The 26,221-nt window shown below is 62.4% G+C and carries 25 protein-coding genes and 1 riboswitch; of the genes, 5 read left to right on the plus strand and 20 right to left on the minus strand.

Annotation, left to right across the window (positions count from 1 at the left end):
• Window positions 1-4: 4 nt before the first annotated feature.
• From AC2A1F_RS17775 to AC2A1F_RS17840, 14 genes are all read right to left on the minus strand, one after another.
• The gene (locus AC2A1F_RS17775) at window positions 5-931 is read right to left on the minus strand and encodes a prephenate/arogenate dehydrogenase family protein (RefSeq protein ID WP_484210115.1); all 927 of its coding nucleotides are present in this window, start codon (window positions 929-931) and stop codon (window positions 5-7) included.
• Window positions 928-2,046: a histidinol-phosphate transaminase gene (gene hisC, locus AC2A1F_RS17780; protein WP_484210116.1), complete on the minus strand. Its 1,119-nt coding sequence runs from the start codon at window positions 2,044-2,046 to the stop codon at window positions 928-930. The genes AC2A1F_RS17775 and hisC overlap by 4 nt, the downstream gene beginning before the upstream one ends.
• Window positions 2,047-2,258: 212 nt before the next feature.
• On the minus strand, window positions 2,259-3,677 hold the full coding sequence (locus AC2A1F_RS17785; protein WP_484210117.1) for an ammonium transporter: 1,419 nt from the start codon (window positions 3,675-3,677) through the stop codon (window positions 2,259-2,261).
• 35 nt (window positions 3,678-3,712) lie between these two features.
• A complete protein-coding gene (locus tag AC2A1F_RS17790) occupies window positions 3,713-4,051 on the minus strand; it encodes a P-II family nitrogen regulator (RefSeq protein WP_054107869.1) in 339 nt (112 codons plus the stop codon).
• A gap of 210 nt (window positions 4,052-4,261) precedes the next feature.
• Window positions 4,262-4,984 carry an endonuclease/exonuclease/phosphatase family protein gene (locus tag AC2A1F_RS17795; RefSeq protein ID WP_484210141.1) on the minus strand — a complete coding sequence of 241 codons (723 nt, stop codon included), beginning with the start codon at window positions 4,982-4,984 and terminating at the stop codon, window positions 4,262-4,264.
• Entirely contained in the window at window positions 4,984-5,856 is an 873-nt protein-coding gene (locus AC2A1F_RS17800; RefSeq protein WP_484210118.1) for an alpha/beta fold hydrolase, read from the minus strand. Before AC2A1F_RS17800 ends, AC2A1F_RS17795 begins: the two co-directional genes overlap by 1 nt.
• A 46-nt stretch (window positions 5,857-5,902) precedes the next feature.
• Window positions 5,903-7,435: a peptide chain release factor 3 gene (locus AC2A1F_RS17805; protein ID WP_484210119.1), complete on the minus strand. Its 1,533-nt coding sequence runs from the start codon at window positions 7,433-7,435 to the stop codon at window positions 5,903-5,905.
• Between the two features lie 10 nt (window positions 7,436-7,445).
• Window positions 7,446-8,330, minus strand: coding sequence for an aldose 1-epimerase family protein (locus tag AC2A1F_RS17810; protein WP_484210120.1), 885 nt, complete (start codon window positions 8,328-8,330; stop codon window positions 7,446-7,448).
• Complete coding sequence (pheT, locus tag AC2A1F_RS17815; protein ID WP_484210121.1) at window positions 8,327-10,750, minus strand: phenylalanine--tRNA ligase subunit beta; 2,424 nt, start codon at window positions 10,748-10,750, stop codon at window positions 8,327-8,329. Before pheT ends, AC2A1F_RS17810 begins: the two co-directional genes overlap by 4 nt.
• On the minus strand, window positions 10,747-11,847 hold the full coding sequence (gene pheS / locus AC2A1F_RS17820; protein ID WP_484210122.1) for a phenylalanine--tRNA ligase subunit alpha: 1,101 nt from the start codon (window positions 11,845-11,847) through the stop codon (window positions 10,747-10,749). The genes pheT and pheS overlap by 4 nt, the downstream gene beginning before the upstream one ends.
• A 55-nt stretch (window positions 11,848-11,902) precedes the next feature.
• Complete coding sequence (locus AC2A1F_RS17825) at window positions 11,903-12,712, minus strand: helix-turn-helix domain-containing protein (RefSeq protein ID WP_484210123.1); 810 nt, start codon at window positions 12,710-12,712, stop codon at window positions 11,903-11,905.
• A gap of 215 nt (window positions 12,713-12,927) precedes the next feature.
• On the minus strand, window positions 12,928-13,287 hold the full coding sequence (gene rplT / locus AC2A1F_RS17830; RefSeq protein ID WP_292631344.1) for a 50S ribosomal protein L20: 360 nt from the start codon (window positions 13,285-13,287) through the stop codon (window positions 12,928-12,930).
• A gap of 14 nt (window positions 13,288-13,301) precedes the next feature.
• Window positions 13,302-13,502, minus strand: coding sequence for a 50S ribosomal protein L35 (gene rpmI / locus AC2A1F_RS17835; RefSeq protein WP_292631524.1), 201 nt, complete (start codon window positions 13,500-13,502; stop codon window positions 13,302-13,304).
• A gap of 126 nt (window positions 13,503-13,628) precedes the next feature.
• Window positions 13,629-14,534 carry a homoserine O-succinyltransferase gene (locus AC2A1F_RS17840; RefSeq protein WP_484210142.1) on the minus strand — a complete coding sequence of 302 codons (906 nt, stop codon included), beginning with the start codon at window positions 14,532-14,534 and terminating at the stop codon, window positions 13,629-13,631.
• Window positions 14,535-14,582: 48 nt separating this feature from the next.
• Window positions 14,583-14,699: riboswitch (SAM-I-IV-variant riboswitch) on the minus strand.
• 126 nt (window positions 14,700-14,825) lie between these two features.
• On the opposite strand from AC2A1F_RS17840, the gene AC2A1F_RS17845 reads away from it, so the two are divergent.
• Window positions 14,826-15,002, plus strand: coding sequence for a (2Fe-2S)-binding protein (locus tag AC2A1F_RS17845; protein ID WP_484210124.1), 177 nt, complete (start codon window positions 14,826-14,828; stop codon window positions 15,000-15,002).
• Window positions 15,003-15,153: 151 nt separating this feature from the next.
• A complete protein-coding gene (gene bfr, locus AC2A1F_RS17850; RefSeq protein ID WP_484210125.1) occupies window positions 15,154-15,633 on the plus strand; it encodes a bacterioferritin in 480 nt (159 codons plus the stop codon).
• A gap of 248 nt (window positions 15,634-15,881) precedes the next feature.
• Here the strand turns inward: bfr and AC2A1F_RS17855 are convergent, their stop codons facing one another.
• Window positions 15,882-16,442, minus strand: a complete 561-nt coding sequence (locus AC2A1F_RS17855; RefSeq protein WP_484210126.1) for a YqgE/AlgH family protein — start codon at window positions 16,440-16,442, stop codon at window positions 15,882-15,884.
• 164 nt (window positions 16,443-16,606) lie between these two features.
• Between AC2A1F_RS17855 and AC2A1F_RS17860 the strand changes: the two genes are divergently transcribed.
• Together AC2A1F_RS17860 and AC2A1F_RS17865 are read left to right on the plus strand one after the other, a co-directional pair.
• Window positions 16,607-16,795 (plus strand): hypothetical protein, encoded by a 189-nt coding sequence (locus tag AC2A1F_RS17860; RefSeq protein WP_484210127.1) that lies wholly within the window; start codon window positions 16,607-16,609, stop codon window positions 16,793-16,795.
• A gap of 13 nt (window positions 16,796-16,808) precedes the next feature.
• Window positions 16,809-17,171 carry a carboxymuconolactone decarboxylase family protein gene (locus AC2A1F_RS17865; protein ID WP_484210128.1) on the plus strand — a complete coding sequence of 121 codons (363 nt, stop codon included), beginning with the start codon at window positions 16,809-16,811 and terminating at the stop codon, window positions 17,169-17,171.
• Window positions 17,172-17,197: 26 nt separating this feature from the next.
• On the opposite strand, the gene AC2A1F_RS17870 is transcribed toward AC2A1F_RS17865, so the two are convergent.
• The 5 genes from AC2A1F_RS17870 to AC2A1F_RS17890 form a co-directional block, all read right to left on the minus strand.
• Window positions 17,198-19,942 carry a [protein-PII] uridylyltransferase gene (locus AC2A1F_RS17870; protein WP_484210129.1) on the minus strand — a complete coding sequence of 915 codons (2,745 nt, stop codon included), beginning with the start codon at window positions 19,940-19,942 and terminating at the stop codon, window positions 17,198-17,200.
• Between the two features lie 128 nt (window positions 19,943-20,070).
• Entirely contained in the window at window positions 20,071-20,388 is a 318-nt protein-coding gene (locus tag AC2A1F_RS17875; protein WP_484210130.1) for a DMT family transporter, read from the minus strand.
• A gap of 52 nt (window positions 20,389-20,440) precedes the next feature.
• Entirely contained in the window at window positions 20,441-20,932 is a 492-nt protein-coding gene (locus AC2A1F_RS17880) for an asparaginase domain-containing protein (protein ID WP_484210131.1), read from the minus strand.
• A gap of 58 nt (window positions 20,933-20,990) precedes the next feature.
• Window positions 20,991-21,779, minus strand: coding sequence for a hypothetical protein (locus AC2A1F_RS17885; protein WP_484210132.1), 789 nt, complete (start codon window positions 21,777-21,779; stop codon window positions 20,991-20,993).
• Window positions 21,779-22,426 carry an RNA polymerase sigma factor gene (locus AC2A1F_RS17890; RefSeq protein ID WP_484210133.1) on the minus strand — a complete coding sequence of 216 codons (648 nt, stop codon included), beginning with the start codon at window positions 22,424-22,426 and terminating at the stop codon, window positions 21,779-21,781. Before AC2A1F_RS17890 ends, AC2A1F_RS17885 begins: the two co-directional genes overlap by 1 nt.
• A gap of 339 nt (window positions 22,427-22,765) precedes the next feature.
• Here AC2A1F_RS17890 and AC2A1F_RS17895 point away from each other — a divergent pair, with 339 nt between their 5' ends.
• Window positions 22,766-25,906, plus strand: coding sequence for a beta strand repeat-containing protein (locus tag AC2A1F_RS17895; protein WP_484210134.1), 3,141 nt, complete (start codon window positions 22,766-22,768; stop codon window positions 25,904-25,906).
• Window positions 25,907-26,221 lie beyond the last annotated feature (315 nt).

Raw genomic sequence — 26,221 nt, forward strand, 5'->3', positions numbered from 1 at the left:
CCGATCAGGAAGATCGGCTGTGATCGCTGCGCCCGAAATCAGGTCGCGCATCATCCTGACCCATCTCGATAATCCCTCGCCGGATCGCGCGGGTGCGAGTGAAGTGGTCGAATAGCGTGTCGCCGTCGCCTTTGCGGATGGCTTTTTGCAGTTCGGTCAGGTCTTCGGTGAAGCGCTGGAGCATTTCGAGGACGGCTTCGCGGTTGGTCAGGAACACGTCGCGCCACATCGTGGGGTCTGATGCAGCGATGCGGGTGAAATCGCGGAAACCCCCGGCGGAGTACTTGATGACTTCGCTCTGCGTCACCGTTTCAAGATCGGATGCAGTGCCGACGATGGTATAGGCGATCAGGTGCGGCAGGTGGCTGGTGACGGCCAGTACCTTGTCATGATGATCCGCGTCCATCACTTCCACCCGCGCGCCCAGCGCTTCCCAGAAGGCCACGAGGCGCGCGCTGAGCGCCGGATCAGCATCAACAGGCGGAGTGACGATGCACCAGCGGTTGCGAAACAGCGCGGCAAAGCCCGCGTCTGGCCCGCTACGCTCGGTCCCTGCCACGGGATGCGCGGGAATTACGTGGTGGCCGGGCAGCGCTTCGGCCAAGGCCGCCGCGACGGTCGCCTTGGACGAGCCGACATCGCTGACCAGCGCTTCCTTTGAAAGGCCTGGCGCAATTGCGCGGGCAGCAACGCCCATTGCGCCCACCGGCACACAAAAGATCACGAGGTCTGACCCTGCGGCCGCATCTTCGGCGCTGTCGGCAATACGGTGGGCAAGGTTCAGGCTGCGCGCAACCGTGCGGACTTGCGGATCAGCGTCATAGCCGACGACGTGCGTTCCGGGCAGATAGGCCTGCACTGCATGGCCGATCGACCCTCCCAGCAGGCCAAGGCCCACAATGGTGATCTGGCTGAACGGCGCGGCGATCATTTTGCGGCTTCGCACATCTGGACAATGGCATCGGCAATCTGGTCCATCTGCGCCGCCGTGCCGATTGTGATGCGCAAGCCTTGCGGAAGGCCCTGCCCCGACAGCCAGCGCGTGATATAGCCGTGGTCCATCAGGCCGTTATAGACCTGCTCCGCCGTCAATGCGCCTTCGAAGAGGATCAGCACGAAGTTGGCCTGACTGGGCAAGGGCCGCACGCCGTGGTTGCCCAGCGCTTCCAGCCGCTCGACAAAACGCGCGCGTTCTTGCGCGTTGTGGGCGCGTGAGGCTTCGACGAAGGCCTGATCCTGCACGGCGGCAAGGCCACTGGCCTGAGCGCTAAGCGAGACGTTGAAGGGCCCACGAATGCGGTTGAGCATATCGACAATGGCCGGGTGTCCGGTGCCCCAGCCGATACGTTCACCGGCAAGGCCATAGATCTTGGAAAAAGTCCGCGTGGCCAGCACGTTCTGGGCGCTAGTCGCCAGCTCCAGCGCGCCATCATCCTGTTCAGGCGCAACATATTCGGCATAGGCGCCATCCAGCACCAGCAGGATATCGGGGCGCAAGCCTGCATGCAGGCGCGCAATCTCTGCCCGGGGAAGCCAACTGCCGGTGGGATTGTTGGGGTTGGCAAGGAACACCACGCGCGTCCGTTCGGTCACGCAGGCCAGCAGCGCATCGACATCGGTGCCATAATCGGCGTCGGGGGCAACCACCGGCGTCGCGCCACAGCGGCGCGCGGCGATATCATAGACCGAAAAGCCATAGCGCACATAGATCACTTCATCGCCCGGCCCGGCATAGGCTTGCGCCGCCAGATTGAGCAGTTCGTCCGATCCGGTGCCCATGACCACCCGCGCCGCATCAAGGCCGTGGACTTGCGCAATGGCAGTGCGCAGCGCGGTGCTGTCAGGATCGGGATAGACCGCAGGATCGCCCGCGTGGGCGCGCGCCGCCAGCGCGGCGGCACTGGTGCCAAGCGGGTTTTCATTGGCCGACAGCTTGATCAGCGCCTGCCCGTCCTTGCCGGTCGATTTGCCGGGGACATAGGCGTGAATGCCCGTGATCCAGCTTTTCGGTTGCGGGGCGGATGGGATTTGCGGTGCGTGTGCCATGGCTCTGCGCCTTAGGGATTGCGCGGGTTCCCGGCAAGCGGACGGCTGGGCATGATCAAAAAAAGGGCCGGAAGCGGGCTAGCGCTTCCGGCCTTAGTCTGTTCGCAGGAGGAACAAGGTTTGGCGGGGTGAGGGTTTGAGAGGGAGAGGATCCGGTACTCCCACCCCGCCAATTCGGTTAAACTCAGTAGTTGCCAATCGGCGCAGGCCGATCAGTAGTTGTAAGCGCGTTCGCCGTGTTCGGAGATGTCGAGGCCTTCGCGCTCCGATTCTTCGCTGGGACGCAGACCGATGGTCTTGTCGACGATGAAGAACAGGATGGCCGAACCGACGCCCGAGAACACCACGGTGAACAGGACCGCCTTGATCTGCGTCATCACCTGGGTGCCGATGCTGTAGCTGTCAGCGTCGAAACCTGCTGGGAACACGGTGTAATCGAACACACCCTGGCCGCCGAGCGAAGGAGCCGCGACGATGCCAGTGGCGATGGCGCCAACGATACCGCCAACCCCGTGGACGCCGAACACATCAAGCGTGTCATCATACTTGAGCTTGTTCTTCAGCGTGCTGACGAAGAGGTAGCAGATGGGCGAGACGACAAGGCCGAGGACGATCGAGGTCATCGGAGCGCCAAGACCCGAAGCCGGCGTGATGGCAACAAGGCCAGCGACGGCACCTGTTGCAGCGCCCAGCATCGACGGCTTGCCGTGGTGAAGCTGCTCGACAATCGCCCAAGATACGGCGGCGGCGGCAGTGGCGACGAAAGTGTTGATGAAGGCAACTGCGGTTACGCCGTTGGCTTCAAGGTTAGAGCCAGCGTTGAAGCCGAACCAGCCCACCCACAGCAGCGAAGCGCCAATCATGGTCATGGTCAGCGAGTGCGGCGGAGTGGCTTCCTTGCCAAAGCCCACGCGCTTGCCGATCATGATGCAGCCCACGAGGCCTGCAATACCGGCGTTGATGTGAACAACGGTGCCGCCAGCAAAGTCCAGCGCGCCCATGGCCCACAGGAAACCGGCATCGGTCGGTGCATCGGGCAGGAAGTCCGGGCCAGCCCAGTACCATACCATGTGCGCCATCGGGAAGTAGATCGCCGTCAGCCACAGAACGGTGAACACCATCAGCGCCGAGAACTTCACGCGCTCAGCAAAGGCACCAACGATCAGCGCCGGTGTGATGCAGGCGAAGGTCATCTGGAAGATGACGAAGGCATATTCAGGGATGTAGACGTTGTTCGAGAAGGTTGCCGCATATGTCGTGGCATCCACGCCCTGCAGGAACATCTTCGAGAAACCGCCGACAAATGGGCCGCCGCTGGTGAAGGCCATCGAATAGCCCCAGCTCACCCAGACGAGTGCAGCGACCGAAACGATCATGAAGACCTGCATCAGCACCGAGAGCATGTTCTTGGTGCGAACAAGGCCGCCGTAGAACAGCGCGAGCGCCGGAACGCTCATCATCAGGACGAGGGCTGACGAAATCAGCATCCAGGTCGTATCGCCCTTATTGACCATGCCGGCCATCTGTTCAACGGTCGGAGCCTTGATTGGCCCGTCCTGGGCAAAAGTAGCAGTGGCAGCGAAGAGCGAAGCGCCCGTTCCCGCCAAGCCACAGATCATCTTACGGATCATGTTGGTTCCCCTAAGGTCGGAAATGGAAGGCGCGCTCACAGCGCGGTATCCCCGGTTTCGCCAGTGCGGATGCGGGTGGCCGATGCGAGATCGAGCACGAACACCTTGCCGTCACCGATGGCTTCGGTGCTGGCGGCCTGCTGGATCGTTTCCACGATCTGCGGCGCAAGATCGTCGCTGGCAGCGATTTCGATCTTCACCTTCGGCAGCATGTTCGTCGAATATTCGGCGCCACGGTAAATTTCGGTCTGCCCTTTTTGCCGACCAAATCCCTTCACCTCCGACACCGTCATCCCAGCCACGCCAAGCGCCGACAGTGCTTCACGCACTTCGTCCAGCTTGAACGGCTTGATGATGGCGATGATGAATTTCATTCATGCCCCCTTTTTCGTTGCCCTCACGCCGGACGACCTGCCGGCATGAAGTGTTAAGCAAAGGGCGTGCCAAATCCGAAAATCTGCGGATCGGCCTGTTAATAGGAAGCTCTACGGGAACCGGATTGCTGCTTGGGCCGCTTCATGCGCCCGAATCTTGTGCATGGCCGGGGTTTTGCCTAATTTTTAAGCAGCACTGCCTGCCTCAAATCACGGCAGGCTCAGCGTAGCCCATACAGGCAGATGATCCGATCCCACGGCCGCCAGCGCGCTGTGATGAACGCCGACCGCTTCGACAGTAACATTCTGGCTCACCACGATCCGGTCCAACTGCGCCAGCGGACGGCGCGCCGGAAAGCTGCGGCCCGGTGCCAGCACGCGCAGCGGCGGCGCAAAGGCCGAGAGCGCTCCACCGCTCACTGACCATTCGTTAAGATCGCCCATCATCACGGCATGGCCTGCAACATCGTAGGCCCCCAAATGATCGCAGACCGTGCGCACCTGCTGGCGGCGACGCAGGCCCGACAGGTCAAGATGCATGCCGACAACGCGCAGCAATTCGCCGCCGATCCTCAGCGTGACGCAAACCGCGCCGCGTGGCTCCAGCGTGGGTAGAGGAACGGCACAGGCATCAACAATCTCGATCCCGCGCCGCACCAACAGCGCATTGCCGTGCCAGCCCATGCTAGCCGCCGTACGCGCGCTGTCATAGTGGCCCGGTTCAACCACAACCCACGGACTGTGGTCATCTAGCGTGGCACGCGGAATCACCGCCTCACGCAGGCCAAAGCGGCGATCCGCCTCCTGCAGAGCAATCACATCCGCGTCGATCTCGCGCAGCACGGTAAGGATGCGCTCAGGATCCCGCCGCCGGTCCAGGCCTACACCCTTGTGGATGTTGTAGCTGGCGACCTTAAGCTTCGTGCCCTGAATCAGAGAAAATCCTTCAATGTCGCAATGAACTTGTCGAACTGGTCATGGTGGACCCAATGCCCAGCGTTTTCGAACTCAACCACCTCGGCATTGCGGAAATGGTCTGCCATGCCGTTGCGCTCAGGGTTTCCGGCCCAGGAATCCGCCCCGTTCAACAGCAGCGTGGGACAGGTAATCGCCTTCCACAGCTCGTTGCGCTGTTCGATGCTGATGTCATAGGGCGCGCCGTCCACGTTCAGATGCGGATCGAATTTCCAGCTGAACGTGCCGTCCTCGTTGCGGTTGATGCCGTGTAGCGTCAGGTGGCGTGCCTGCACATCGGTCAGATAGGGGTTCTCCCCCTTCATGCGCGCATAGGCGTCTTCCAGCGTTGGATAGCGGCGCGGAAGGCGGCCTGCCGCCTTGCGCTTTTCCACGATGAATTCGCGCACCCGTCGCGCGAATGGAACATTCTTCATCAACGCTTCGCGGTCAGGCGTGGGGAACAGCCCCTCGATCGCTACGATCTTGCGCACGTTTTCCGGGAACAACCCGGCATAACGAAGGCTGGTGTTGGCGCCCCACGAATGCGAAACGATGGTGACGGGCGCAAGGTCCAGCTGGTGGATCAGCTGCGCCACGTCATAGACCAGATCCATCGTGCGGTAATTGCCATCCTGCGTCCACTGGCTGTCCCCGTGGCCCCGGTGGTCCATCGCGATGATGTGCCAGTCTTCGCGCAGGGCTTCGGCGGTCCAGTCCCACGAACGGCAATGATCGCGCCCGCCGTGGACCAGCAGGAGCGGTGGCTTGTCCGCATTGCCCCAGTCCACATAATGGAGCCGCAGGCGTTGCGAGATGAAGGTGTTCGAAGTGGGACCGAGTAACTGCATGGGCCGGTAACTGCGCCGGATGGAGCGCGGTTTCAACCCCGCAACGTCACCTTTCCTTGGTGGCAGAGAACACGAGCTCGGGATTGCGCTCCTGCTGGTATCCCACATCCCAGGCTGATCGGGCCATAAACACCGGATCGCCATCACGGTCCTTGGCAAGGTTCGACATGTTGAAATCGGTGAACGATTTCAGCGCCGTATCACTGCCCTTCACCCAGCGCGCGGTATCGAACGGCGATGGTTCGAGCACCGCTTCAACCTTGTATTCCGCCTCAAGCCGCGAAACGAGCACGTCCAACTGCAGCTGTCCCACCACGCCGACGATCCATTGTGAACCGATCTCCGGGTAGAACACCTGAATCACGCCCTCTTCCGAAAGGTCATCGAGCGCCTTGCGCAATTGCTTGGTCTTGGTCGGATCTTTCAGCACCACGCGGCGCAGGATTTCCGGCGCGAAGTTGGGCAAGCCGGTAAAGCGCAGATCGTTCTTTTCCGAAAGCGTATCGCCCACGCGCAGGGTGCCGTGGTTCGGGATGCCGATGATGTCGCCCGCCTCGGCAGTATCGGCAATCTCGCGGTCCTGCGCAAAGAACAGGATCGGCGAATGCACCGCAATCGCCTTGCCGCTGCCCGAAGGCGTCAGCTTCATACCGCGCTTGAATGTGCCCGAAACCATGCGCATGAAGGCAATGCGGTCGCGGTGCTGCGGGTCCATGTTGGCCTGCACCTTGAAGATGAAACCGGTCACATCCGCGCGCTCGGGGTCCACGGTGCCCACGCTCGACGATTGCGGGCGCGGCGGCGGGGCGAACTTGGCAATCGCGTCGATCAGGTCCACCACGCCAAAGTTCTTGAGCGCCGATCCGAAATAGACCGGCGTCAGATCGCCATTGCGATAGGCCTCAATATCGAATTCGGGGTAGCCTGCACGGGCGAGTTCGATCTCCTCGGCAATGTCGGCTGGGATAGCGCCAGAGGCATACGGAGCGGATTCGATCTTGCCCAGAAATTCGCGGCTGTCGCCTTCAGGCCGCGCGATGGTTTCATCGGCAAAGCTCATCACGCCCTGAAACACGCCGCCCATGCCGATGGGCCATGACATTGGCACCACATCGAGCGCCAGCGCATCGGCCACTTCATCGAGCGTTTCGAACACGCTGCGGCCTTCGCGATCCACCTTGTTCACAAACGTGATGATCGGCACCGAGCGCAACCGGCAGACCTCGAACAGCTTGCGCGTCTGCGGCTCGATGCCCTTGGCCGCGTCGATCACCATGATCGCCGAATCGACTGCGGTCAGCGTGCGATAGGTGTCTTCGGAAAAGTCTTCGTGACCCGGCGTATCCAGCAGGTTGAAGACGATGCCATCCTTCTGGAACGTCATCACCGACGACGTGACCGAAATCCCGCGCTGCTGCTCGATCTTCATCCAATCAGACCGCGCCCGCCGCGCCTGCCCTCGCGCCTTGACCTCGCCCGCCAGATGGATCGCGCCACCTTGCAACAGCAGCTTTTCGGTCAGTGTGGTCTTCCCGGCGTCCGGGTGCGAAATGATGGCAAAGGTGCGGCGATTGGACATGAAGGCGCGGTTAGCGCGGCTGCACGCTTACGTCCATGCGGAAGCTGCGGGTTTCGCGCGGGGGGAGCAGCACAACGCCGCGCTTTTCGCGGAAATCGCCAGTAAAGCCCTGCGGGTCCGAATGCCCCTGCCAAGGCTCAATGCAGATATAGCGCGCACCGGGCACCTGCCACACGCCCAGCGAGGTCGTGTCGGGGAAGCTAAAGTCAAGCTGGCTTCCACCCTTCGCGCCATAGGACAGCGCGTTACTCCCCGTCCGCTCCCAGATCAGCGCATCAGCGCGGAACAGGTCTTCGTGCAGCGCAAGCTCGCGCCCCTGAACCGGGCTGGGCACCGTGGCCGGAAGCAGCACCCCGGTGCCGGGCGCAACCTGTCGCAGCACAGGCTCCTCATCAGCCGCAAAAACCAGCTTGTGCGCGTGCTTATCCGCCCCGCCCGGCAGCGGCCAGGCAAAGGCTGGATGGAAACCGAAGCTGAAAGGCAGCGGCTCCGCGTTCGGATTGAACACGCTGACGTCGGTATGCAGGGTCATCCCGACGATGCGGTAGGCCACCTCCAGTACGAAGCCGAACGGATAGACCGCGCGCGTAGCAGGCGAATCGGTCAGCCGAAACCGCGCCCCGGCCCCTTCGGCATGAACCGGTGCAAAGGCGCTACGGCGGGCGAAACCATGCTTGGGCATCGTATAAGCCTGCCCATCGATCCGCAGCGTATCGTCCACCAGCGCCCCGACAATCGGGAACAGCAGCGGCGCATGCCCGCCCCAGAACGCCGGGTCGGCATCGGTCATGTATTCGCGGCCGTCCGCATCGGTCAGCGACCAAAGTTCCGCGCCGAACGGATTGATCCGCGCGGTCAGTTCGCCATTGGTGATCGTGACCAGATCGTCGCTCATCCGCGAAGCACTGCCCCTTGCTTGGCCGCTGCGGCAACCACCTTGTCAGCAATCGCCTTCAATGCGGCTTCATCGAACGACTTTTCGACCGGCTGCAGCGTCACTTCGATGGCCAGGCTCTTCTGCCCCTCGGGCACGCCCTGCCCCCGAAAATCGTCAAAGATGCGCGCAGCGGTGATCGCCTGCTTGTCGGCACCCTTGACCGCGCGCAGCAGATCGCCCGCAGGCAGCGCGGCATCAACCAGAAATGCAAAGTCGCGCGTCACGGCTTGCAGTGCAGGCGGCGCAAAGTGCGGACGGGCAAACGTGCCCGCACTCTTCTTCGCCGGAATCCGGTCTAGGAACAGCTCAACCACGGCCACCGGGCCATCAAGATCAAAAGCCTTGGCAGTTGAAGGGTGCAACATGCCGAACCGCGCCAGCACTGTCTTTGGCCCCAATCGCAGCGTGGCCGACTGGCCGGGATGGAACTGCGCTCCCGCTTCCCCCATGACCTGCAGGTTATCAACCGGCGCGCCCGCCTCAGCCAGCAAAGCCAGCGCTTCGGCCTTGGCATCGAACGCATCGAACGGCTTGGCCTTTCCAGTTGCCCAGCCACGCGGCGTGCTGTCGCCTGCCAGCACCATGGCAAGGCTCAGCCTCTCGTCACTCGCCCCGCCCTCACCGCGCAGATAGCGGCGGCCAATCTCGAACAGCCGCACCGAAGCCGCACCACGGTGCAGATTGCGCTGCGCCGCCGAAAGCAGCCCCGGCAGCAGCGAAGGCCGCATGACCTTCAGGTCTTCAGAGATCGGATTGGCAAGGCTCCACAATTGATCCCGCTCATCCTGAGCAGCCGCGTCAGCGGCGTGTCGAAGGACAAAATGATCGGCCTGCGCTTCAGGCAAAAACGACCACGTAATCGCCTCGTTCAGCCCCCGCGCAGCAGCCGAACGACGCACGCGCCGTTCCAGCATCTGGACTGGCGTAGCAGTCGGCTTGGCCACGCCATCTGCGCGCGGCAGCGGTGTGGAAGGCACCGCGTCCAGCCCATGAACGCGGATCACTTCCTCAACGATATCGGGCGCACCATCCACATCGGGCCGCCATGTCGGCACGGTAACCGACCACTCGTCGCCCACGCCAAAGCCCAGCGCGGTCAGAATGCGCTTTTGCTCGCCCGCGCCCACATCAACGCCGCCAAGGCTTCCTGCCAGCGTTGTGTTATAGGCCACGCTCTTGCGCGCCACTGGCGGCTCTCCGGCACGCACCACTTCGCTGGCTTCACCGCCGCAAATCTCAAGGATCAGCGCGGTCAGCAGGTCCATGCCGGTATCAAGGAAAGCAGGGTCCACCCCGCGCTCAAACCGCCCGCGCGCGTCCGATGCCAGCGCCAGCGCCTGGCCGGTGCGTGCGATGCTTGGCGGATTGAAGTAGGCCACTTCCAGCAGCACGTCGGTGGTATCGTCGGTGCAGCCCGAATGTTCGCCACCCATGATCCCGGCAATGTCATGCACGCCGCTGTCATCGGCAATCACCGTCATGAACGGGGCCAGCGCATATTCCTTGCCGTTGAGCGCAAGGCAGCTTTCGCCCTCCCGTGCCTTGCGGGCAACCACCGCGCCGTTCAGCTTGGCCAGATCATAGGCGTGCGCCGGACGGCCATAGCCCAGCATCACAAAGTTGGTCGCGTCCACCAGCGCCGAAATCGGACGCTGGCCTGCGCTCTTCAGGAAGTCCTGCAGCCACTTCGGGCTGGGGCCATTCTTCACCCCGCGAATGACCCGGCCATAGAACGCAGGGCATCCTTCAGGATCGTCGGTGCGCACTTCGACCGGGCAAGGGAAGGTGCCCGCCACCGGCTGCGCCGCAATCGGCTTCAGCACGCCAAGGCCAGCCGCCGCCAGATCGCGGGCAATGCCGTAAACGCCCATGCAATCGGGCCGGTTGGGCGTGATCGCCACATCGAACACCGGATCAGAGCCCACGTAATCGGCAAAGCTGGTGCCGATCGGCGCATCTTCGGGCAGTTCGATGATCCCGTCATGATCCTCGCCCAGGCACAATTCGCGCGTGGAACACATCATGCCGTTGGATTCAACGCCGCGAATGGCCGACTTCCTGAGTTCCATGCCATTGGCGGGAACCACCGCACCGGGCAGGCCCAGCACGCCGATCATCCCCGCACGCGCATTGGGCGCACCGCACACGACCTGCAGCGGGGTGCCGTCCCCCAGATCGACCGAGAGCACTTGCAGCTTGTCGGCCTGGGGGTGCTTGTCCGCGCTCAGCACGCGCGCCACGCGGAACTTCGTCAGCGCCGCCGAGGCATCTTCGACGCCTTCGATCTCCAGTCCCAGCGAGGTCAGCTTTTCAGCGATGGTACGGGCATCGGCCTTGGTATCGAGCACCGACTGCAACCATGAGAGGGAGAACTTCATGCGCGCACTCCCACACCGCCTGAAAGGGTAGGCACGTCGAGCGCGCCAAAGCCATAGTGGCCCAGCCACCGCGCATCGCCATCAAAGAAGGCGCGCAGATCGTCCAAGCCGTATTTCAGCATGGCAAGGCGGTCCACACCGGTGCCAAAGGCAAAGCCCTGCCATTCATCCGGGTCCAGCCCGCCAAATTCAATGACCTTGCGGTTGACCATGCCGCTGCCCAGCACTTCCATCCAGCCGCCGTTCGCGGCATCGCCGCTGCCGCCGACCACACGCTTGCCGTTGATGAGGGTGTAGCCAACGTCCACTTCGACCGAAGGTTCGGTGAACGGGAAGTAACTCGGGCGCAGGCGCAGGGTGATGTCCTCGCGCTCGAAGAAAGCCTTCAGGAAAGTCTCCAGCGTCCACTTCAGGTGGCCCAGATGAATGCCCTTGTCGATCACAAGGCCTTCGATCTGGTGGAACATCGGCGTGTGCGTTGCGTCCGAGTCCGAACGGTAGACCCGCCCCGGCGCGATGATGCGCAGCGGCGCTCCTTCTTTCAGCATCGAACGGATCTGTACCGGCGAGGTGTGCGTGCGCAGCAGCATGTCGCGGCCTTGCGCATCCTTGTCCGGGAAATAAAACGTATCGTGCATCGCGCGCGCCGGGTGCGTTTCGGGCATGTTGAGCGCGGTGAAATTGTGCCAGTCGTCCTCGATCTCCGGCCCGCTCGCCACGGCAAAACCCATGTCGGCGAATATTTCGGCCAGTTCGTCCATTACTTGCGAAACCGGGTGGACCGACCCGCGCGGAGCCTCTGGCGCAGGCAGCGACAGGTCAACCGTCTCAGCCGCCAACCGCGCTTCAAGCACTGCGCTTTCCAGCGCGGCCTTGCGCTCCGCCAGCGCTGCCGTCACAGCTTCGCGCGCGGCGTGGATTTTCGGCCCTTCGCTCTGCCGCTGGTCGGGCGTCATCCCGCCCAGCGATTTTAGCAGCGCGCTGACCCAGCCCTGCTTGCCAAGGGCCGCAACGCGGATCGCCTCCACCGCTTCGGGCGTGGCCGCCGCTGCAATGGCGCTTATCGTTTCGGCCTGCTGTTGATCAAGGTTTTCCATGCGCGCAGCCGCTAGCGCCAAATGCGCCAAAATCAAAGTGGGGAGTTGCGCGCGCTCACCCTTGGGGAACCGGAGAATGCAGCGCCTGCACCGCGCTGCCCATGAACTCGTGCCGCGCCCGCATCACCTCTGTCAGGATCGGCTTGGGGGTGGAGGCATATTCGCTGGGGCTCATCCCCATGAAGCGGTGAAAGTCGCGCACGAACTGGGCCTGATCATGATAATGGCTGTCGATCGCGCCGATCCAGTGGAGCGAGGGATCGAGCAGGTATTGCACCAGAGAGCGCATGAAGCGCTGGCGACGCAGCAGCAGCCGCGGCGCAAAGCCGAAGTGGCGGCGACAGACCCGTTCCAGCGTATGTGCTGGCAGCCGTGCCGCCTCTGCCATCTCGGCCACGGTCGCGATTTCGGGATCGAGCAGCGCCGTGTGGCAAGCAATGATGCGCTGATCGTCCTCGTTCGGCCCTGCTGCCAACGCGCTCAGGAAAAAGCTGCTGATTCGCGCCAGCTCGGCCTCTTCATCCGGCTCGGGCCCGAACAGGCTTGTAATCAGCGGCCGGAGATGCGCTAGGAATGCTGGGCCAGCCGCGGGATAGATCGCATCCGCATGGTCCTTGGCCGGCCTTCCGATAAACCGCGCCCAGCCCAGTGGTAGAATGCCAATCCCCCAGATGCGCGATGTGCCGACCGTGAATTCCAGCGCAGCACTGGTCGGCCCGGTAAAGTTGGCAAGGCTTCCGGCCAGAACCGGCTGTCCCGGCAACCGGGAATCGGGGAAATCGCCGGAGTAGACGCGCAAATTTGCCCATTCGGGATGGAGATGGTCGGTCACGCGTCCACCATCGGGAACGGTGAGCTCGGTCACGTAAAAGGTCGTGAAATAGCGGGCCAGCGGCGCAGGTGGCCGATGGAATCGAACCCGGACTGTGCAGTCCCCGGTCAAGTGTTGAGCGCCCCGCTTATGTGTTTCTCGTAAGTATCCGAGACACATTGCAGCGCACTTGCACGAGTCGCAACCAAAAAGGGGCGGATTTCCGAAGAAACCCGCCCCTTTTTCAGGTGCAAGGATCGCAACCAGCCTTAAGCCGGCAGCGCAGCCTTGGCTTGTGCGATCACCGTTGTGAAGATCGCGCCCTCGTTCATGGCGAGGTCGGCCATCGTCTTGCGGTCCAGTTCGATCCCGGCCAGCTTGGTGCCGTGGATGAACTGCGAATAGGTCAGGCCTTCGGCGCGCACCGCAGCGTTGATACGCTGGATCCACAGGGCGCGGAAGCTGCGCTTCTTTACCTTGCGGTCGCGATAGGCATACTGTCCGGCCTTTTCAACGGCCTGACGGGCGACGCGGATCGTGTTCTTGCGACGGCCGCGATAGCCCTTCGCCTGATCCAAAATCCTCTTGTGCTTGGCTTTGGTGGTTACACCACGCTTGATACGACTCATAACTCAGGTGCTCCTTACAGCCCGTAGGGCGCCCACTTCTTGATCACCTTTGCATCTGCATCGGAAATCACGTCGGTGCCGCGGTTCTGGCGGATGTACTTGGCGTTATGGCTCATCAGGCGGTGGCGCTTGCCAACCACCCCATGCTTCACCTTGCCGGTGGCGGTGAGCTTGAAGCGCTTTTTCACGCCGCTCTTCGTCTTCATCTTGGGCATTTTCGTCTCCTGATTACGACGCGTCCGATCCGCCTTGGCAGCCCTTGTGGCCAGGCCGATCATCGAATCCGTGTCGGTTGAAGGACGGGCCGTTAGGCGAAGCCCGTCACAAATGCAAGTTGCGCTTCAGATTCCGATATCCGCCACATCATAAGGCGTGGTCTGATACACCGCGTTCACCCAGTTGCCATAAAGCAGGTGCCCATGCCCGCGCCAGGTGTTGGCAGGCTGGCTCTGCGGGTCATCGCCGGGGAAATAGTGCTGCGGCAGATAGCCCGCTTCATCGCGCGCATATTCCCCCGCCAGCGTCAGCGTATCGTATTCCAGATGGTTGAACATGTGCAGCGTGCGCGTGGCCGGATCGTCGATAAGGCACAGGCCCGTCTCCGCACTGTCGGCCAGCACGGTCAAGCCCCGCCCCTCAGGCAAGTCCTCGCGCCGCACTTCGGCCCAGCGCGATACCGGCACGTCGAACACATCAGGCAACCCCCGCATCAGCGGGCTGGCCGGGGCATGATTGCGGTGGCGGAACACGCCCGAAGCCTTGGTGGCCAGCATGTGCTTTTCCACGCCATGATAATGATGCAACGCCGCCATCGCGCCCCAGCAGATTGACAGCGTGCGATGCGCATTGGTCTGCGACCAATCGAAGATGCGCCGCAATTCGTCCCAGTAACTCACATCCTCAAACCCGATCGTCTCCACCGGCGCGCCGGTTACGATTAGCCCGTCGAACTTCTCAGGTTTCACATCCTCCCACGGGCGATAGAACGCCGAGATATGCCCCGCCGAAGTGTTCTTGCTCACGTGATCGGAAATGCGCAGCAGCTCCAGTTCCACCTGCAGCGGGGTTGCGCCCAACAGCCGCGCGATCTGCGTTTCGGTGGTGATCTTGTCGGGCATCAGGTTGAGCAGCGCGATCCGCATCGGGCGGATGTCCTGGCGCGCGGCTTCGGTTTCGCTCATCACTATCACGCCTTCGGCTTCCAGCGTGCGGCGGGCGGGCAGGTTGTCGGCAATTCTGATCGGCACGGTCTTTGCGTCTTTCTTCAACCTTTTCAGGGTGACGCCTTGAAGTGTCCGTGTCCGTTTGATTGCCGGATCGGCCACATCCCTTCTCCATCGCTGGATCAGGTACCACCTTGCCCGGATCGGCAGGTTGGCGTTGGGGCGTCACCCCAACTCTCGATGTGCTGGGATATGTAGAGCGACGCCCGCAGGTTTGCAACGTCTGCCGCGCAGTGCAATTAGCCTTGCTATTGCGATCTAGTCGCATTATTACTGCGAATCATTGGCAAGATCATCTGCTGAAGGATTGCCCGCATGTTCATCTGCATCTGCAATGCCATCCGCGAAAAAGACATCCGTGCCGCCGCTCGATGCGTTGCCGGTGGGGCCGAAGATATCTACGGCAAAATGGGTTATCGCCCCCAGTGCCGCCAGTGCCTCGAAGATGCCGATGACATCATCGCCGACGAGCGCGCCTGCGCAGTTGCCTGAAAAATTGCGCCCTTGCTGAAAAGCAAAGCGTTCGCATTACTAGTTGATTTGTAATGAAAGATTGCCAGCCCGTGCGAGTCGTTCGCGCTTGGCGAACGCTATTTGTGCGCCTAATCCCTCATCATTGTCCTGTTTACAGAAAGTGTTCAAGATGAAGGGCGACGCCACAGTAATCGAATATCTCAACAAGGCCCTGCTTAACGAGCTAACCGCCATCAACCAGTACTGGCTGCATTATCGCCTGCTGGCCAACTGGGGCGTCAAGAAACTGGCCGAGTACGAACGCCACGAATCGATCGACGAAATGAAGCACGCTGATCTGCTGGCCGATCGCATCCTGTTCCTCGATGGCCTGCCCAATTTTCAGGCGCTCGGCCGCTTGCGCGTGGGCGAATCGGTGGAAGAAATCCTCAAGGCCGACCTCGCGCTCGAAATGGATGCGCTGCCCCTGCTGAAAGATGCCATCGCCCATTGCGAAAGCGTGCGCGATTTCGTCAGCCGCGATCTCTTCGCCAAGATCCTCGAAAGCGAGGAAGAGCATGTCGATGTGATCGAAAAGCAGTTCGACATGATCGAACGCATGGGGATCGCCAACTACATCCAGCTCAACAGCGAGGCGGCCGAGAGCTGATCAAAGCCCACATGTAATCCCAAAAACCCGCTCATGCTGAGCCTGTCGAAAAATCCGGCACAGCGCGAGCACCCTTCGACAAGCTCAGGGTGAGCGGGTTTTTAAGTGCGTGCAGACGTTATATAACCACGTCACCCCGGGCTTGACCCGGGGTCCCGCTACCCTTCAGCGACCTCGAAGAAAAAGCGGGATCCCGGGTCAAGCCCGGGATGACGAATTAGGGGTTAGCGCCCACGCTATACCGCCACTCAAGCCCTCCCCGTCTGCCCCGCCAGATGCGCCGGATCGATGCCCTCGCGCTTCCACGCCTGAGTCCAGCGCCTGCCCGTAGGTGTGCCGAACAGCACTTCGGGATGGCCCTTGGCCGCATACCAGCCATGGTGGCGCATCTCGCCTTCAAGCTGACCCCCGGCCCATCCGGCATAACCCAGCGCTACCAGAAACTTGGCTGGCCCACGCCCTTCGGCAATCGCGCGCAGCACATCGAGCGAGGCAGACAGCTGGCACAGCGGGTTCACCGTCACGCTGCCCTCCCCGCCCCAATCATTGGTGTGCAACACAAAGCCACGCGCCGTTTCCACCGGGCCGCCATCCAGCACCGGCACATCGGGCGCAACGCCGGGATCGATGCCGATATCGGCTAGCAGCCCGTGCAATGTCACCCCTTCGCGCACCGCGCCAATGCCGATGCCCAGCGCGCCATGTTCATCGTGCACGCACATGGCGATCACCGCGTGATCGAACCGCGCATCGCCCATGCCCGGCATCGCCAGCAGCAACCGGCCGCTCAGATATTCCGCTTCACTCATAAGGTCAGAGATAGGGACGGCTTGCGCTGCCTGCCAGAGGATCAATTGGCCGTGCATCAAGGTGTCACCCGTCTTCACCAACGCCCAACAACCGATTGATGCGCATCAATTCATCCACACCCCGAAGGGTCTAACCATTCGGCAGATAGCAATGGGGGCGTGTGATGTTCCGTCTGACAATGATTCTCCACGCCGTTGTTGGCACCACACTGATGGGGGCTGGCATAACGGCGGTTCTGGCCGCCGGAATGAAAGGCATGACGCCGATTGTGATTGCCGCTGCGGCAGGGTTCGTGCTGGCACTGCCGGTCAGCTGGCTGATCGCCCGCAAAATCACGCATCTCCAAGCCTGAAGGGGCCACAGCCATGAACAAGGATTGGCCGGAAATGGCGACCGAACTGTCGGGCGCGATCAAGCAGGTGCGCATGGGCGCGCCCGATGTGATGAAGGCGTTCTCGGCCATGGCGCAGGCCGCCACGCAGGCGGGCGCACTGGACGCCAAGACCAAGGAACTCATTGCCTTGGCAATCTCTGTTGCCATCCGCTGCGATGGCTGCATTGCCTTTCATTCCAAGGCCGCGCTCGAACACGGCGCATCGCGCGATGAGGTGATGGAGACAATGGGCATGGCGCTTTACATGGGCGCAGGGCCAAGCCTGATGTATGCAGCCCAAGCGGTGGAAGCCTACGATCAGTTTGCGGAAAAGCGTGACAGCACAAACGCCTGATGCCCACAGCGGGAAACTGATGCCTCTCAGGCCGCAGCCTTCAGCTTGCGATCCTCTGCCGCCTCCAGCAGCCGCTTTTCCACCGTGCGCAACCGCGCTTCGTCCTCCACTTTCTCGCCCAGCACATCGGTGACATAGAAGGTATCGACCGCTCGTTCGCCATAGGTGGCGATGTGTGCCGAATGCACCACCAGCCGCGCCTCGAACAGCGCGCGTGCAAGCTGGCTCAACAGCGCAGGCCGGTCACGCGATCCCACTTCGATAACAGTAAACCGGTTCGATGCCTTGTTGTCGAAGATCACGATGGGCCGCACATCAAACGCATCGGCGCGCGGACGGGCCAACGGCCTTGCGGCCAATTGCGGCACCAGCTTCACCCGGTTGGCCAGCGCATCGGCGATGGCGTTCTTCAGCCGCGCGATCTGGCTGGCTTCGTTCAGCGGGCGGCCCAGCGGGTCCTGCACCAGGAAGTTGTCCACCGCCGTGCCATTGCGCGCGGTGTGAATGCGCGCGTCGATGATGTTGCCACCGGCCAGATGAATGCCCCCGGCAATGCGATAGAACAGCCCCGGATGGTCTGCCGCCAACACCGTCACCAGCGTCGCCCCGCGCGCCGGATACCAGTGCGCTTCCACCGACAGCGGCTCGCCCAGCGCCACGTCCATCTGCTGCAGGTTCAGCGCGATAATGTCTTCGGGCTCGGCAATCCAATAGGCATCGCCCAATTGCTTGCCCACCGTGCCGATCAGAGCATCGCGCTCTTTCAGCAGAACGCCCACGGCTTTCTTCTTGGCGGCAATGCGCTCCACCCGCCCATGCTGCTTGTGGCCCAGCCGCAGCATTTCTTCGGCGGAAATGAACAGATCGCCCAGCAGCTGGCGCTTCCACGAATTCCACACGCCCGGCCCCACCGCGCGAATGTCCACCACGGTCAGGATCAGCAGCAGACGCAAGCGCTCCTGACTCTGCACGGTTTGCACAAAATCGGCGATGGTCTTGTAATCGGCCAGATCGCGCTTGAACGCGGTCGCGCTCATCAGCAAGTGCCAGCGCACCAGCCAGGCGACCAGTTCGGTCTCTGCCGCCGAAAGCCCCAGCCGCGGGCACAGCTTCATCGCCACTTCGGCGCCCAGCACCGAATGGTCGCCCTTGCGGCCCTTTGCAATGTCGTGGAGCAGCGTGGCCAGATAGAGCACCCGGCGCGAAGACACTTTGCTGACCACTTCACTGGCCAGCGGGTGATCGGCGCGGGCCTCGCCCTTCTCGATCTTGGCCAGCAACCCGATGGCGCGGATCGTGTGTTCGTCCACCGTGTAATGGTGGTACATGTCGAACTGCATCTGCGCGATCACGCGGCCAAAATCGGGAATGAACCGGCCAAACACGCCCGCCTCGTTCATCCAGCGCAGCACCGTTTCGGGATCATTGCGGCTGGTCAGCACATCCATGAACAGCTTGTTTGCGCGCGGATCGCGGCGGATGGCAGCATCGATAAGCCCGGCATCGCGCCGCGCGAGGCGCATGGCTTCGGGATGAATTTCCACCTGCTGTTCCACCGCCACGGCAAACAGTTCCACCAGCCGCACCGGCTCCTGCTTGAAGGTGTCGTCCGAATCCACGCCCAGCTTGCCTGCATCGATCAGGAACGATCCGACCCGCTTGGGCCGCTTGCGGCGCAGGCTGGCAAAGAAGCCACGCTTTTCCTTGGCGAACTGATCATCCAGCTGCGCCAGAAACACCCCGGTCAAGGACCCCACCTGCTTTGCCTGCAGGAAGAAGTACTGCATGAACCGTTCAACCGCGCTCTTGCCGGGCCGGTCGGCAAAGTTCATCCGCATCGCCACTTCGCGCTGCATGTCAAACGTCAGCCGGTCTTCGGCGCGGTTGGTCAGCGTGTGCAGGTGGCACCGCACCGCCCAGAAGAAGTTCTCGGCCCGGCGGAACGCGCGGTATTCCTCCGCCGTCAGCAGGCCCACATCGACCAGCTCAGATGCATCGCGCACTTTGTGGATATATTTGCCGATCCAGTACAGCGTGTGCAGATCGCGCAGGCCGCCCTTGCCCTCTTTCACATTGGGTTCAACCACATAGCGGCTATCGCCCAGCCGCTTGTGGCGCTGGTTGCGCTCTTCAAGCTTTTCGGCAACGAACTGCTTTTCGGTGCCATGGACGACTTCGGCAAAGAACTTGGCCGATGCCGCATCATAAAGATCGCGGTCACCCCACACATAGCGGCCTTCGAGCATGGCGGTGCGGATCGTCAGATCGCTGCGCGCCATGCGCACCACTTCGTCCAGTGATCGGCTAGACTGACCGACCTTAAGCCCCAGATCCCAAAGGAAATAGAGCATCGCCTCGATCACCTGTTCGCACCACGATGTCGGCTTGATCGGGGTGATGAAGGCGATGTCCACGTCCGAATGCGGCGCCATTTCGCCCCGGCCATAGCCGCCCACGGCGACCACGGCGATGCGCTCGCCCATCGACCGGTTGCTGGCGCGATAGATGCGCCCTGTCACGTGATCGTAGATGATGCGCATCAACTGATCGACCAGAAAGGCCTGCGCCTGCGCGCATTCGGTGCCTGCCGAGGGCTTGGCTTCCAGCCGCCGCGCAATTTCGGCGCGCCCACTCTCCAGCGCCCCGCGCAGCAGCTCAACCACTGCCGGGCGCGATTTCTCGCCCTGTTCGCCAAAGGCGGCAGCGACGGCATCGGCCAACTGGCGGCGGTCAATAATGGCGCGCTGGTTCGCAATCCGGGGAAGTGTCATGACTCTGCTTTAGAGGCTGATCCGTTACCGTCCAATAACAATGCCTATCAGGCCTGAAACCCGCGCAGATGGAGGCCGGTTTCGCCCCAAAGGGCAGTGTCGGCGTGGCAACCTAACGTCATTTGGCTCTAATGCGCCAGCTTGAGCGTCACCACTCCGGCAACGATGAGCGCAACCCCTGCAAAGCGCATCAGCGAGGCGGGATCATTATAGATCAGCACGCCCACGATAAACGTCCCGGCTGCACCGATCCCGGTCCAGATCGCGTAAGCAGTGCCGATGGGGATCGTCCGTTGCGCCAGCCAGAGCAGGGTGCCGCTAACCGCCATGAACGTGATGGCAACCAGAGTACCGCTGATCCGGCTAGCGGGTGCCTGCGCCATTTTGAGGCCGACCGGCCAGCCAATTTCGAACAGTCCGGCCAGAGCGAGATAAATCCAATTCATGCAAAGCCTCTCCTTGGGCGAGCCGTGCCTTAACGTGCACGACTGCAACGCTTTAGAGGGTCACAAATTTCCCTGCGGCGCGATCTTTGCGCACCTTCAACCCGTCAAACACTTGCCCGCTCATCGCGATCCACACGCCGGGCGCGGCGATTTGTGCGGTGGCAAAGGCCATCCCCAGGTTGAAGGGCGCATCGGTTTGCGCAAAGCGCGCGGGCGATAATGCGCCGGTCAGCACTACGATCTTGCCGGGAATATCGGCCAGCGCCTTGGCAGTTTCTGTCATGGTATCAGTGCCATGGGTGATCACGACGCGGGTTTCCGGGGCTTCTCGCACAGCGGCGGCAATCAGCGCGCGGTCGGCATCGGTCAGCTCCAGACTGTCCTTGCGCATCAGTTCCATCACGCGGATCGGCAAGGCTACGCGCGCCTGCGCAAGCACGGCAGGGATGCCGGATTCGACGATCTGATACTCGCTCAGCGCGTCAAAATAGGCTTTGTCGATGGTGCCGCCAGTAGTCAGCACGAGGATGGGATGTTGCTGCATTGGCGGGCCTATAGCCCGGTTTTACAGGCAATTACAGGCCCGTCAGGCCCGCGAACCTTCAGGGATGTGCGCCACCGGGGCCGGAAGGAGGCGGCATCGTGCCGGTGGTCTGGCTCGGCAGGGATTGCCCCCCTGGCAGCGTGCTATTGCCCGCAGCGCCGCCGGTAAAGGCCCAGCCCTGCTGCGGCGCGGGCGGTCCCATCAGGCCTCCGTTGGGAACGATGCGCGGGGCGGGCGATGGATCGGCGGTTGGACCTGCCACATCGCGTGCCGGACGCTCGCCAGAGGTGGCAAGTTGGGGTGCGGGCGCGGTGATCTGCACCGGAGCGGGATCGACCAGCGGCGGTTCGGGCGTGATCGTCACGATGGCATTTGCGGTGCGCGGTGCGGCGCTTTGGGTGGGCCTTGCAGCGGCCAGCCGCGGGGCTGGTGCAGCTTGGTGTGTTCTAGGTGCATCTAAGTGCACTTCAGAACCCACTGCAATTTCTGCATTTTCTGCCATTCCGGGCAAAGGTGCGGTTTTCTGGTCGATCACCACGACCGCCACCAGACTCGCCGCCATCGCCGCAAAGGCCCCGCCGAAAAAGAACCGCCGGTTGCGCGGTGGTTCGGCTTTGCCAGACTCGGCGACTGGTGCGAAGGGAATGACCTGCGCGGTCGGAGCCGGCACTTCGGGCACCCTCGCCTCAACCGCATCGGCCCCCGGCGCAAACTGCGGCTGCGCGGTGGCTTGCGCCACGATCCGCGCGGCAAGGCCGGGCGGCACGGCGGGGCGCGGGGCGCGGGCCAGTGCAGCATGGAGCGCGGCTTCGGCCTGCGCGGGTGAAACGGGAACCTTGCGCGCCATCAGGCCTGCGCCGCCAGATCGGCGCACGACACATCGCGGGCCTCAAGCAGGCCGCGCATCTGCCGACGCGCTCTGAACAGTAGCGATTCCATCGCCTTGATATTGAGATCAAGCACCTGTGCTGCAAGGGCGTTCGAAAAACCCTCGTAATAACAGAGGACTAGCGCGGCGCGATAGCGCTCGGGCAAGTCTGCCAAGGCCTCTCCCACCGCTTTCGAGGCTTGCTCAGCCTCGATTCGGCGGTCCGCCAGCGGTGTGTCATCAGCCGGATCGGGCAGCGTTTCCACGGTCACCACGCGGAAGCGGCGCTTGCGATCGAAGCACAAGTTCATGGCCACACGGTGCAGCCAGCCGACCAGCCCGGCCCCAGAGGGCTGCCAGCCCGGCGCATTCTGCCACAGGCGGGTGAAGCAATCCTGCGTCACATCCTCGGCCTCGGCCGGATCGGACAGCATGCGCATGGCCACGCGATAGAGCGCGGGCGAATGACGATCGACCAGAATGGAAAAGGCCTCGACCGACCCGCCTGCCACTTCGCGCATCAGCGAAGCGTCGTCCAAGGCCTCACGATGAAGGCTATCAGCAGATTCCAGCAGGCTTTCATCGCCCGCCAAAGCTTCTGATCTCACGTCGCCATAGAACGTCAAGGAAACCTGCCGTCTTTGCACCAAGGCCCGATGCAGGCCGCGCGCTCTGCCTGCCGTCATTCAAGTGAACGGCAGATTTACAGCGCGCTATCAAACGCCTTCGCAAACTTTTTTCCAAGCGCTGCGAAGGGTTTCGCGAAGGTTCCCGTTAAGCGCTGCGGAGACGGACAACCGGCACCGCGCCGGGCCAGCTCCACCTGTTGATCGCTCCCGCATGAGTCCCTTGCGGGTCGCACCTTGACTGGCCCGTGCCGACCGCACCCCGGCGCGGGCCTGCTTTTTCCCGAATGGATGAGGGGTTTCATGAACCATCTTCGCAGCACGACTTTTCTTTCCGCAATGGCTGGAGCGCCCGCTGCGCTCGCCCTGCTGATCCCGCAAACCGCTTTTGCCGATACGACCGTAAGCACCAGCACGACGGCCCCGCTCAAGACCGCGACGGCAGGCAACGTGACCGTGGCCAGCGGCGGCACGATCACGCTGGCCAACGGCGGCGTGGCAACTACGGTGGATTCGAACAACACTGTGACGGTCGCATCGGGCGGAACGATGACCAACACCGGCGGCAAGACGGGCGATGCCGGGATCTTCGTTGAACCGGGCCGCTCCACCACGATCAGCAACGCGGGCACAATCACCGTGACCGAAACCTTCACCGCTGCCGATACCGACAGCAACGGCATTGCCGATGGCCCAATTGCATCGGCATCGAACCGTTATGGCATTGTGGTGAACAGCGGCGCTGCCACCACGGGATCGATCAGCAACAGCGGCACGATCCGCGTCGATGGCCTGAATTCCGGCGGCATTGCGGTGAAATCCGATCTGGTCGGCAATGTGGCCAACACCGGCACGATTGCTGTGCTGGGCGACAACAGCGTGGGGATCGGCACCAAGGGCGTGACCGGCAACGTGACGGTTGAAGGCACCGTCGCCGTGGTGGGCGAAGGCGCGCAGGCGCTGGTGGTTGGCGGCAATGTGGGTGGCACTGTGCGCATCCAGGGCACAGTCAGCCAAGCCTCATCCTACACCACCGATGCAGGCACCACGCAGACGCTTTCGCGCACCGCGCTGCGCAGCGGCAAGGCGGCGGTCGAGATTTCGGGCAATGTCGCAGGAGGTATCCTGCTGGATGCCGCGCCTTATGACCTCAGCTCCACCAACACCGACGAAGACAGTGACGGCGTGGCCGATGCTTCGGAAGTGACCGGCGCGATCTCGTCTGTCGGCAACAGCCCCGCGCTGCTGGTGGGTGGTGCAAACGATATCGTGATTGGCAAGGTCAAAGGCCGCGACGGTGAGTTCTCGCTGGCCATTGATGGCGCGATCACGGCCAACAGCGTCTACAGCAACACCGATGCCTTTGGCGTGGTGATTGGTGGAAAGGGTGGCACGGTGACCATGGCCAATGGCATCGGCGTTTCCGGCACGATCACCGCCACCACCGTGGACGAAACCGCCACTGCCCTGCTTATCAATCAGGGCTCTGTGGTCCCCACTCTGTCAAACAGCGGCACGATCCGTGCAGGCATCAGTTCCCCCGGTGAAGGCGCTGCCTATGGCATTCATGACAAATCGGGCACGCTGGGCACGATCAACAATACCGGCTTCATCACGGTGACCGGATCGGGCACCGATGATCTGCGCGCGATTGACGTGACCGCCAACACCACGGGCGTCACGATCAAGCAGTACCTGAATGATATCGACAAGGCCGCGCAGACCACCGAACAGGCGGCATCAGGCTATGACGCGAGCAACCCGGTGATCTATGCCGCGATTACCGGCAATATTCACACCGGCAGCGGCAACGACGTGCTCGATATCGCCACCGGGCGCATCATCGGCAATAGCTTCCTGGGTGCGGGCAACGATTCGGTGCTGCTTTCGGGCGACAGCGGCTATCGCGGGAACATCAATTTCGGCTCCGGCAGCGCCACGATGGGCATGGCGGGCACTTCGTTCTTCGAAGGCAATCTGGACCTTGCTGGCAATCTTGGCACGCTGACGCTGGGCGGTACTTCGCGGTTCACCGGCACTCTCAGCAATGCTGGGAATCTGGATGTCATCGTCAATGGCGGCAGCTTTGGCACCGGCAGTGCCGCTACGCTTTCGTTCGATAGCCTGACGGTGAATTCGGGCGGCATGCTGAAAGTCTATATCGATGGCGAGACCGGCACGGCTTCGCAGATCGTGGTCAACACCGCCAATTTTGCCAGCGGGTCAAAGGTTTCAGCGACGATATCCTCGCTCGCCGATGCTGAGGGCAGCTATACCATCCTGACCGCCGGGTCGCTGGAAGGCACGCCCACATTTGATGCCACCACTACCGAGTTGCCGGTGCTGTTCAATGGCGATGTGAACGTGGTGGGCGAGACACTGGTGCTCGACGTATCGCGCAAGACTGCGCAGGAACTGGGCCTGAACGCGCCGCAATCTGCGGCATACGAGGCGATCTATACGCAGGCCACGGCCTTCGACAACCTTGGCAGCAGCCTGTTGCAGGTGGAGAACGTGGCCGCTCTGCAGGGCCAGTTCAACCAGTTGCTGCCTGACTATGCGGGCGGCGTGTTTGATTTCGTGACCCGCTCGGGCCGCCTCGCCTCGCGCCATCTGATGGATGACAGTTCGCTGTTTGATATCAGCAACGCGGGCGGCTGGCTGGAGCCGATCTGGTTCCGTGGCAGCAAGGACCAGACCGGCACCGCCGGGTTCAAGGTTTCGGGCTGGGGCATTTCCACCGGGATCGAACGGATTACCGGGATCGGCAATGTGGGCCTGTCCTTCGCCTACACCAAAGGCGATATCGCGACCGGCGATTATCAGACCACCGATGCCAGCAATTACGAGCTGGGCGCGTTCTGGCGCATGGCGAGCGGGCCGTTCTATGCCTATGCCAAGGCCTCGGTCGGCCGGGTTTCGCTCAGTTCGGCGCGCACGTTTACCGGGGCGGTGAACGGGACGGCACTGGCCTATTCGGCCAATGGCAGCTGGAAGGGCTGGACCGTGGGCGGTCAGGGTGGCGCATCGTACAAGATCGATCTGGGCGGCAACCTTTCGTTGCGGCCCATGGCAAAGTTCGATTACTTCCGCCTTTCGGAAAACGGCTATAGCGAAGGCGGATCGGACGCGATGGTGCTGGCCGTGGCCAAGCGCACATCGAGCCTTGCCACCGGCACCGGCAGCATGACCGCATCGTGGAGCGCAGGCGAAGTGACGCGCGACGAGCGCCCGCTGACGCTGGAGCTGGAAGGCGGTTACCGGCAGCGGCTGGCTGGCAAGCTGGGCGATACGGTGGCCAATTTCGAAGACGGCAGCCAGTTCCGCCTGACGCCCGATGCGATGAAATCCGGCTGGACTGCCGAAGCGCGCGTTCTGGCAGGCGGCATGGACTATACCTGGCAATTGGCGGGCGGCGCGGAGCAAGTGCAGGGCGTGGTCGATTACTCGGTGCGCGGATCGCTTAGCATCGCGTTTTGATTTGGGTGGGGGCATCTGCGGGTGCCTCCGCTGTCTCTTTGCGCTACATACTTCCCCAGACTCCGCTCACCCTGAGCCTGTCGAAGGGTGCCGGCACAACCGTCCCGCCAGCATGCTTCGACAGGCTCAGCATGAGCGGGCTTTAGTGAAGATCAACCCACCCTCCGTTCGTGTCGAGCGCAGTCGAGACACTGCGAACTGTGTCTCGACCTGTCTCTTATACACATCTCCGAGCCCACGAGACTTAACGGTGTATCTAGTATGCCGTCTTCTGCTTGAAAAAAGGGGGGGGGGGGGGGGGGGGGGGGGGGGGGG

The sequence above is a fragment of the Novosphingobium sp. HNCC26BN242 genome, from assembly GCF_057180525.1.